The 8372-nt window shown below is 70.7% G+C and carries 9 protein-coding genes and 1 pseudogene; 5 read left to right on the top strand and 5 right to left on the bottom strand.

Annotated features, from left to right (window positions below):
- Positions 1–83: 83 nt before the first annotated feature.
- A complete protein-coding gene (locus tag AC6LJ9_RS29700; protein ID WP_498150338.1) occupies positions 84–974 on the bottom strand; it encodes an alpha/beta fold hydrolase in 891 nt (296 codons plus the stop codon).
- Between the two features lie 315 nt (positions 975–1289).
- Between AC6LJ9_RS29700 and AC6LJ9_RS29695 the strand changes: the two genes are divergently transcribed.
- Positions 1290–1439, top strand: coding sequence for a hypothetical protein (locus AC6LJ9_RS29695; RefSeq protein ID WP_498150337.1), 150 nt, complete (start codon positions 1290–1292; stop codon positions 1437–1439).
- Between the two features lie 137 nt (positions 1440–1576).
- The gene (locus AC6LJ9_RS29690) at positions 1577–2326 is read left to right on the top strand and encodes an SDR family NAD(P)-dependent oxidoreductase (protein WP_498150336.1); all 750 of its coding nucleotides are present in this window, start codon (positions 1577–1579) and stop codon (positions 2324–2326) included.
- Between the two features lie 81 nt (positions 2327–2407).
- Here the strand turns inward: AC6LJ9_RS29690 and AC6LJ9_RS29685 are convergent, their stop codons facing one another.
- On the bottom strand, positions 2408–3193 hold the full coding sequence (locus AC6LJ9_RS29685; protein WP_498150335.1) for a sulfite exporter TauE/SafE family protein: 786 nt from the start codon (positions 3191–3193) through the stop codon (positions 2408–2410).
- Positions 3194–3435: 242 nt separating this feature from the next.
- Between AC6LJ9_RS29685 and AC6LJ9_RS29680 the strand changes: the two genes are divergently transcribed.
- Together AC6LJ9_RS29680 and AC6LJ9_RS29675 are read left to right on the top strand one after the other, a co-directional pair.
- Entirely contained in the window at positions 3436–4359 is a 924-nt protein-coding gene (locus tag AC6LJ9_RS29680) for a LysR family transcriptional regulator (RefSeq protein ID WP_212316110.1), read from the top strand.
- Positions 4360–4483: 124 nt separating this feature from the next.
- Positions 4484–4960, top strand: coding sequence for a MarR family winged helix-turn-helix transcriptional regulator (locus AC6LJ9_RS29675; protein ID WP_103275997.1), 477 nt, complete (start codon positions 4484–4486; stop codon positions 4958–4960).
- Positions 4961–4996: 36 nt separating this feature from the next.
- On the opposite strand, the gene AC6LJ9_RS29670 is transcribed toward AC6LJ9_RS29675, so the two are convergent.
- From AC6LJ9_RS29670 to AC6LJ9_RS29660, 3 genes are all read right to left on the bottom strand, one after another.
- On the bottom strand, positions 4997–5929 hold the full coding sequence (locus AC6LJ9_RS29670; RefSeq protein WP_498150334.1) for a DMT family transporter: 933 nt from the start codon (positions 5927–5929) through the stop codon (positions 4997–4999).
- Positions 5930–6020: 91 nt separating this feature from the next.
- Positions 6021–6824 carry an AraC family transcriptional regulator gene (locus AC6LJ9_RS29665; protein ID WP_498150333.1) on the bottom strand — a complete coding sequence of 268 codons (804 nt, stop codon included), beginning with the start codon at positions 6822–6824 and terminating at the stop codon, positions 6021–6023.
- Positions 6825–6944: 120 nt separating this feature from the next.
- Entirely contained in the window at positions 6945–7904 is a 960-nt protein-coding gene (locus AC6LJ9_RS29660; RefSeq protein ID WP_212316103.1) for a LysR substrate-binding domain-containing protein, read from the bottom strand.
- A 122-nt stretch (positions 7905–8026) separates the two neighbouring features.
- Between AC6LJ9_RS29660 and AC6LJ9_RS29655 the strand changes: the two are divergent.
- Positions 8027–8372: pseudogene (locus AC6LJ9_RS29655) on the top strand (NADP-dependent malic enzyme); the annotation flags it as partial.

The following is an 8372-nucleotide window of genomic DNA, read 5'->3' as shown; positions in this document are numbered from 1 at the left end:
GGCGGAATTATCCGTCATTCCGGGGCCGGGCAGGGGCGCGGGCCGGCCGACGGCCCGTGTCCGGGCGGATCCCGCGCAGGCTTTCAGGCCGGTTCGCAGAATCTCAGGATGGCCTCGGCCACCGCCTGCGGCGCCTCGCGCTGCGGGAAATGGCCGACGCCGTCCAGCACGCGGCGTTGATAGCGGCCGCTGAAATAAGCGTCCTTGTGCTCGGACGTGGCGGGCGAATTGCAGGCATCGGCCCCGCCGTGCAGCACCAGGGTCGGCACGGCCAGCACGGGCGCGGGCGCCAGGCGCGCGGCATCTTCGGCATAGGACGGGTCGCCCTGGGCGTGGCCCCAGCGCTGGCGATAGGAGTGCAGCACCACCTCGGCCCAGTCCGGATTGTCGAAGGCGCGGGCGGCTTCGTCGAAGTCGGATTCCTGGTACCAGCCGGCGGGCGACCAGGTGTCCCACATGTAGCGCGTGAATTCCCGCCGGCTGTCGCGGAGGGTGGCGGCGCCCCTGGGCGTGGCCATGAACCAGTGATACCAGTAATTGCGTGCCTGGGACAGCGACATGGGCTGGTCCGGGCTGTTGGTGCCGTAGCCGACCGATATCAGCACCAGGCGCGAGGCCGCGCCGGCGTCCAGGCCGCAGGCGTTGCCCGCGGCGCGCGCGCCCCAGTCGTGGCCGACCAGCACGGGGCGCTCCAGGCCCAGCGCCGAGCAGAAGTCCAGCAGGTCGCGGCCCAATGCGGCCAGTTCGCCGCTGCGGGGCGTGTCGTCGCGCAGGAAGCGGGTCGGGCCGAAGCCGCGCAGCGCCGGGCAGAGCACTCGGTAGCCCGAGGCGGCCAGCCTGCCGGCCACGGTGTTCCAGCCTTCGGGGCTGTCGGGCCAGCCATGCAGCAGCACGGCGGCGCGCGCGCCGGCCGGATTCCATTCCAGGTAGGCGATGTCGAGCTGCGAGGTCTTTACGTGGTGATAGGCGGACATGGTGGAGCATTCCTGAGAGTCGTCACGCTTCGATCATAGGAGCGTTGAAGATCTTGATTGGTGAATAATTCTGCGTTGTTGTCCACGAATCATGACCAAAGACTTGCTGTCGGCGGGCGACAGCGGCGGTTGCCGGCGCGTCGGTGCTCCGTCCGGCGCGGCCGTCCGCAACGGTTCCAAATCCGGCGTCAATCGCCGCGATTGAACAAACCAAATGGACGCCCTGGCGGCCTGCGGCCAAGATGAACCCCTGCTTTTCCCGCGCCGCCGGCCTGGCGGGCGGCGAGCGCATCGTTTCAGCATGGAGAAAACATCATGACGGATTTTGTTCAAGCATTGGTCAGGGCCGAGCTGTCGCTGTTCGGCGTTGCCGCCGGCGAACCCGCGCAGGACGTGGCTGCGCCGGCGCTGGCGGCCGATGCGCCGGCCTTCGACGCCGAACACTATCGCAGCGCGCTGGGCTGAGGCCTTTTGGCGGGATTGCAGGATTAGGCAGGTTTCCCGCAAGAACGCGGCTGTACGCCGCGCGCCTCGTTTCCTAACATTCCTTTCCATGGCGCGGCGCCACTCGGCCCGCGCCAGGTTCTTGGGAAGGGATGAGCATGGAATCCGGAAAAATCTGGTTTGTGACCGGGGCCTCCGCGGGATTGGGGCTGGCGCTGGTCAGGGCACTGCTGGAGCAGGGCCATCGCGTGGCGGCGACCTCGCGCGACGTGGACGCCCTGCTGGACGCGACCGGCGCGGCGCTCGATGGCCGCCTGCTGCCGCTGGCCGTGGACCTGGGCAATGAACACAGCGTGCGGCGCGCGGTCGACGCGGCGCATGCCGCCTTCGGCGGCCTGGACGTGGTGGTGAACAACGCCGCCTGCGCCGCGCAGGGGCCGCTGGATCAGCTGTCGGACGCGGCGTTGCGCGAGGGCTTCGATATCGGCGTCTTCGGCGCCATGAACGTGATACGCGCCGCCATGCCGCGCCTGCGCGCGCAGCGTGGCGGGCATGTGTTCAACGTGTCGTCGATCCTGGGCTTCGATGGCGCGGGCGAGGGCTGGGGCGCGTACAGCGCGGCCAAGTTCGCGCTGGGCGGCCTGACCGAGGCGCTGGCCGTCGAAGCCGCGCCGCATGGCGTGCGCGTCACGCTGGTCTATCCGGGCGTGGCGCGCGTGCCGGCCCAGGTCGCGCGCACCCTGATCCAGGCCTCGCAGGCCCAGTACGCGCCAAGGCATCTGTTCCTGGGCCGCGACGCCTTCGACCAGGCGCGCAGCAAGATCCAGTCCGTGCAGCAGGAGCTGGCGCGCTGGCGCGAGATGTCGATCGCCATCGGTCCGGGCGACGAGCGCCGCCTGGCCGCCTGAGGCGCAGGGCGCGCGAAGCGAGGCGCGCGGATGGGAGCTTCCCGACCGCGCGCGGCCAACGGCGCGGCTCGCGCCTCGCGTCTAGGAATGGTTCGCGCCGGCCAGGCCCTGGACGATCTGGTAGATCCCCAGCAGCGCCAGGCTCGCCATGAAGCACAGCTTGAAGACGCGCGGCGACAGCCGGCCGCGCAGCCATTGTCCCAGTCCCATGCCCAGCAACGCGGGCAGCAGCATCAGCAGCGAGGCGCCCGCCGTATCCGCGCCGTAGCTGCCGTTCAGCCACAGGCCCGCGGCCAGCGCCAGCGTGGACACCGAGAAGGAGATTCCCATGGCCTGGATCAGCCCGTCCTTGCCCAGGTTCAGCGCCTGCAGATAGGGCACGGCCGGGATCACGAACACGCCGGTGGCGGCGGTGACCAGTCCCGTCGCGACACCCACGGCCAGACCCAGCGCGCCTTCGTGCCGCGCGGGAATGGCGGGCGGCGAACCGAACAGGCCCCAGGCCGCGTACAGGACCAGCGCGACGCCCAGGCATGCGCCGGCCCAGACGCCGGATGGCGCGCCCAGCCACCAGGCGCCCGCCAGCGTGCCCGCGCAAGCGCCGGCCTGCATGCCGGCGATGCGCCGCCAGATCGGGCCGAAGGTCGCGGCGGGCCGCGCCTGCCACAGGTTGGTGACCAGCGATGGCACCACCAGCAGCGCGGCGGCTTGCGCGGGCGCCATGATCAGCGCCAGCAGGGCCATGGAAATGGTGGGCAGTCCCAGCCCGACCACGCCCTTGATCATGCCGGCCAGGAGGAAGACGGCCGCCGCCGCGACCGCCAGCAGCGGCGTGGCGCCGGGCATCATCAGGTCGGCGGGACTCATGGTCTGACCTCCCGACGGTCGGCGCCGACAGCCAAGGCTATGGAAAAAACTGATGGCAAGGCAGGCGCGGCAGGATCGGAAAGGTAGCTGGGAGTGGCTGGGGTTGGCATCGAGAGCACCGGAATCAAGGTTGGAAATACGGGTATGCCGTTCATTTTCGGCCCACGCCTGGCGCGGCCCTATCGGGAACTTGCGTATGCAGGGTTCGGAAATTCCATAGCCTGCGGTGCTACGATCCTTGCATGCGCTTCGATCTCACCGACCTGCGGCTGTTCCTGCATGTGCAGGAAACGGGCTCCATCACTGCCGGCGCCCGGCGTTCCAACATGACGCTGGCCTCGGCCAGCGAGCGCGTGCGCGGCATGGAAGACACGCTGGGCGTGCCCTTGCTGTTGCGCGGTCCGCGCGGCGCGGAGCCGACGCCGGCCGGGCGCACGCTGGCGCATCACGCGCGGCTGGTGCTGGCGCAGATGGACCGCATGCGCGGCGACCTGGACCAGTACGGCCAGGGCTTGAAGGGATTGGTGCGCGTGCAATGCAACACCACGGCGCTGAGCGAGCACCTGCCGCCGGTGCTAGGCGAATTCCTCTTGCGGCATCCGCGCGTGTCGGTGGACCTGGAAGAGCGGCCCAGCCACGAGATCGCCGATGCCTTGCGCGCCGGCACTTGTGACATCGGCGTGCTGGCGGACTCGGCCGACCTGGGCGGCCTGCGGGTGGCGGTGTTCCGCCACGATCCGCTATGCCTGATCGTGCCCGCCGGGCATCCGCTGGCCGCGCGCGGAGCCGTCGCGCTGGCCGAGGCCGCGGACGAGGATTTCGTCGGGCTGGTCGAAGGTAGCGCCTTGCAGGAGCATGTCGCGCAGCATGCGCGCCGCGATGGCAAGAGCCTGTCCTACCGCGTGCGGCTGCGCGGTTTCGACGCGGTTTGCCGAATGGTGGGTCAGGGCGTGGGCGTGGCGGTCGTGCCGCGCGCCGCCGCCGTCCGGCACGGGCGTTCGGCCGGCTTCCGGCGGCTGGATCTGAGCGATGACTGGGCCGCGCGCGATCTCGTGCTGTGCGTGCGCGGCGACCTGCCCGCCTATGCCGAGGAACTGGTGGCACATGCCCTGCGCGGCGCGCCGGGCGCTACCCGCGGCGAGGCGGCGCCAGCTTCGGCGGAATAGGGGGCGGGGCTGGACTGCCCGGAGCGCCGGTTGTAGCGTATGGGGTTCCGGCCGCGCCGAGGGCTTGCCCCGCGGCGTTCGGCATTCCCGCCGCTTCCCGCCACCTCTTGCCGTCCGAACCGCCATGTCCGACGTCATTGCCGTTTTTCCGATCGAGCGCGAGGATTCCCTGATTTGCCATGGCGCGGCCTTGCGCAAGGCCACCCGCCGTGTCTCGCAGCTCTACGATGCCGTGCTCGCGCCGTGCGGGCTGAAGGTGTCGCAGCACTCCATCCTGTCCCACATCGCGCGCGCCGGCGCGCCGTCCATGACCGACCTGGCCCGTCTGCTGGTGCTGGATCGTTCGGCGCTGGCGCACAACCTCAAACCTTTGGTGCGCGATGGCTATGTCCGCACCACGCGCGACCTGCGCGACGGGCGCAGCCGCCGCGTCGCGCTCACCGATGCCGGCTGCGAGAAGCTGACACAGTCGCGCCGCCTGTGGACCGACGCGCAGGCCCGCTTCGAGGCCGCCTACGGCGCCGAGCGCGCCGTCGCGCTGCGACGCGCGCTGGCCGAGATCTTCTCCGAGGACTTCGCGCTCGCGTTCAGTCGCGGCTAGGGGCGGACGCGGTGTGCGCATCTGCGTGTTCGCGCCTTAGCGCGAACCGCGAGCGAACGCGCGGTTCGACAGTCCCAGCAGCGCGATGGCCACCAGCACGCAGGCCATGCCGGCGAGCTGGCGGGCCTGCAGCGCCTCGCCCAGCAGGCCGGCCGCCAGCAGCACGGCGCATACCGGCGCGACCGCGGTGAACAGCGCCGCTTCCGCGCCATTGCTGCGGGCGACGCCCGCGTACCACAGCAGGAAGCCGCCCACCGTGGGCGCCAGCGCGTAATAGGCCACGGCCAGCACCGCGTCGGCGGGCAGCGCCAGCGTCCAGGGCGCCTCGGCCAGCAGGCTCGCCAGCGCCGAGGCCGCCAGGCCAATGGCGGTCATGATGGTCGACAGCGCCAGCGGCGGCACCGGCGCGCGCAGCCGCTTGTGCAGCAGGATGAACAGACCTTCGCAGCACACGGCGCCCAGCACCAGCGCATTGCCCGTCAAGGACGAGGCGCCCGCCTGGCCGGCCGGACCCGCCATCGTCAGCCACACGCCCGCCGTGGCGATCGCGATCGCGGCCAGCGTGGCGCGGCCGGGACGCTCGCCCAGCAGCGTCACGGCCAGGACGGCGGACACCAGCGGCAATGCGCCCAGGATGATGCCGGCGTCCACCGCCGAGGCGCGTTGCAGGCCGGCGATGAGCAGCACCGTGTAGCCCACGCTGCCGGCCGCGGCCTGCGCCGTCAGCAACCCCCAGTCGCGCGCGCCGAGCCTGGGCAGGGACGCGCCGGTCAGTTTCATGATCAGGAGGAAGCAGGGCAGCGCCAGCGCGAAGCGCAACGCGGTGGCGGTGAAAGGGGGAAGCCCCGCCGCGATGATCTTGCTGGCGACCACCGTGCTGCCGACCAGCGCCATCGCGGCGGCCAGGCAGGCATAGCCTTGCATTCGGTCGCCCGGGGATTGAAGTGGCTTGCTTGCTGTGCTGCTCATGGACGTCCGGCCTTTCCGTGGAAAAGCACGCAGCGTAGGCGGACGGCCGACCGCGGGTCTTGAACGAAATTGCAGGCGCGGGGGCAGGCGCTCAGGCGGGGCGAGCGGCGGCCGCGTAGCGGCCCGGCGACAGCCCGTAGGCGCGGACGAACAGGCGGGTCATGTGGCTCTGGTCCGAGAAGCCGCCGGCCGCCGCCGCGTCGGCGAGCGTGGCGCCGGCCCGGATCCAGCCGCGCGCCAGCAGCAGCCGGCGCTGGACCTGGTAGGCATGCGGCGTCATGCCGGTGTCGCGGGCGAAGGCGCGCAGCGTCTGGTAGCGGCTCAGGCCGCAGGCGGCGGCCAGGTCGGCCAGCGACAGGCAGGCCGCCGGATCGTCATCGATGCGGGCGCGGGCGTGACGGATGGCCGAGGGCGCGGATGGCGCGGCGGCGCCGGCGCCGCGCCCGCCCGCCGCGCGCGCCAGCACGCGCAGCAGCAGCGCGTCGCAGGCCAGCGCTTCGGCGCTGGCGGTGGCTTGGGCGTAGAGTGCCAGCACGTCCCGCGCCAGGAAGGGATCGTCGAACACGGGTTGCGGAAACTCGAAGTCGCCGGCAGGCAGGAACTCGCGGGCCGCGTCGGCGGCGACCGAGGGATCCAGGTAGAGCATCTGCCACGCGCGGCCCGCGTCGCCCATCGGCGCGCCGTCATGGATTTCACCGGGATTGACGGTGATGACCTGCCCGGCCTGGGCCTGCACCTGGCCGCGTCCGCTGTGCGAGGCCTGCGCGCCATGGCGGATCACGCCGATGCCGAACTGTTCGTGCGAGTGGCGCGCGAAGGTCCGGTCGCTGCGCGCGGCCACGGCCTGCACGCCGGCCAGGGCGCTGCGCTGCATGAGGAACTGGCTTGCGGGCATGGAACGGGCCGCCGGAAGGCAGGAAACGCGGGGCTTGCAGTATCGCGCGGCGCGCGGGCGCGCGGCAAGCGCCCCGGGCGGGCCGCGTCGGTCGCTGCCGGCGGCACGCCCGGGCGGGCTTCAGCGCAGGCCGTGCGTATAGACCTCGCGCAGGGCCGCCGAGAACAGCGCCTCGACATTGCGGCTCGGGCCTTCGTCGCGCATGAACAGCGAGATGGGCGGCATCGTCCAGTCCAGCGAGTAGGGCACGATGGCCACGCCGGCGATGCGCACCAGCTCCTCGGCGATGTCGGCCGGCAGGATGGAGACGGCGCGTTCGTTGGCCACGATCATTTCGCCGATCAGCTTGGCCGAGTCGCTTTGCACCAGCGGCGTGGGCGGGGCCAGGCCGGCCCGCAGGAAAATGTAGGCCACCTGCTCGCGGATCGGGCTGTCGGCCGTGCCCAGGATCCAGTCCAGGTCCGCCAGCATGTTCCATTCCAGCCGCGAGCGGCCCAGCCGGGCGGCCAGCCGGCGGCTGGCGATGAGCCGGGGCGGCTGGTGGTACAGCGTCTCGAAGCGCATGCCGCTCAGGTCCACGGATGGCGTGGCCCAGCCGACCACGATATCCAGCGTATGGTCGCGCAGCTGGCGCAGCAGGGCGGGGCCCTGGCCCTCGTGGATGGTGGCGGTGATGCCGCGACCTTGCGGCAGGGTGCGGCCGATGGCGGCCGACAGCATCTGGCCCGAGACGAAGGGAATGGCGCCGATGTTCAGGTGCGCCGCGTGGCCGGTGGCCAGGGCTTCCATTTCCTGGACCATGTGGCCCAGGTCGTGGACCAGGGCGCGTGCGCGCGCCAGCACCACCGCGCCCAGCGGGGTGGGCGTCATGCCGCGCGCGGAGCGCTCGAACAGCGGCACGCCGAACATGCTTTCGAGTTCGGACAGGGCATTGGTCACGGCCGGCTGGCTGGTCGCCATCTGCTCGGCGACCCGGGTCAGCGACCCGTGCTGCTCGATCTGCAGCAGCAGCATCAGGTGCCGCATCTTGAGCCGCGAGCCCAGTTTCCGGACGACTTCCTCGGGATTAAACGAGGTCATATATTGGGGTCATAGCTAACACATAACTTTTTTATGATTTAACAATATTAAAACCTTATGAATATCTTATGCCTTTGGGCCTAGAATTTTTCCATACTTCAAGCCCAAGGAGGCATCGCCCCATGAATTCCCCATCCGACCGCCAGGCAGCCCTGGACTATCACCAGTATCCGGTCCCCGGCAAGATCTCGGTCGTGGCGTCCAAGCCGCTGGTCAACCAGCGGGACTTGGCGCTGGCCTATTCGCCCGGTGTGGCGGCGGCCTGTGAGGAAATCGTGGCCGACCCGGCCAATGTGTTCCGCTATACGGCGCGGGGCAATCTGGTGGGCGTGATCACCAACGGCACGGCGGTGCTGGGCCTGGGCAATATCGGCGCGCTGGCGTCCAAGCCGGTGATGGAAGGCAAGGCGGTGCTGTTCAAGAAGTTCGCCGGCCTGGATGTGTACGACATCGAGATCAACGAGACGG

The organism is Achromobacter sp. 1011811831, from assembly GCF_059760905.1.
The sequence above is the reverse complement of the archived record's forward strand: the minus strand, read 5'-3'. Positions and strand labels throughout refer to the sequence as shown.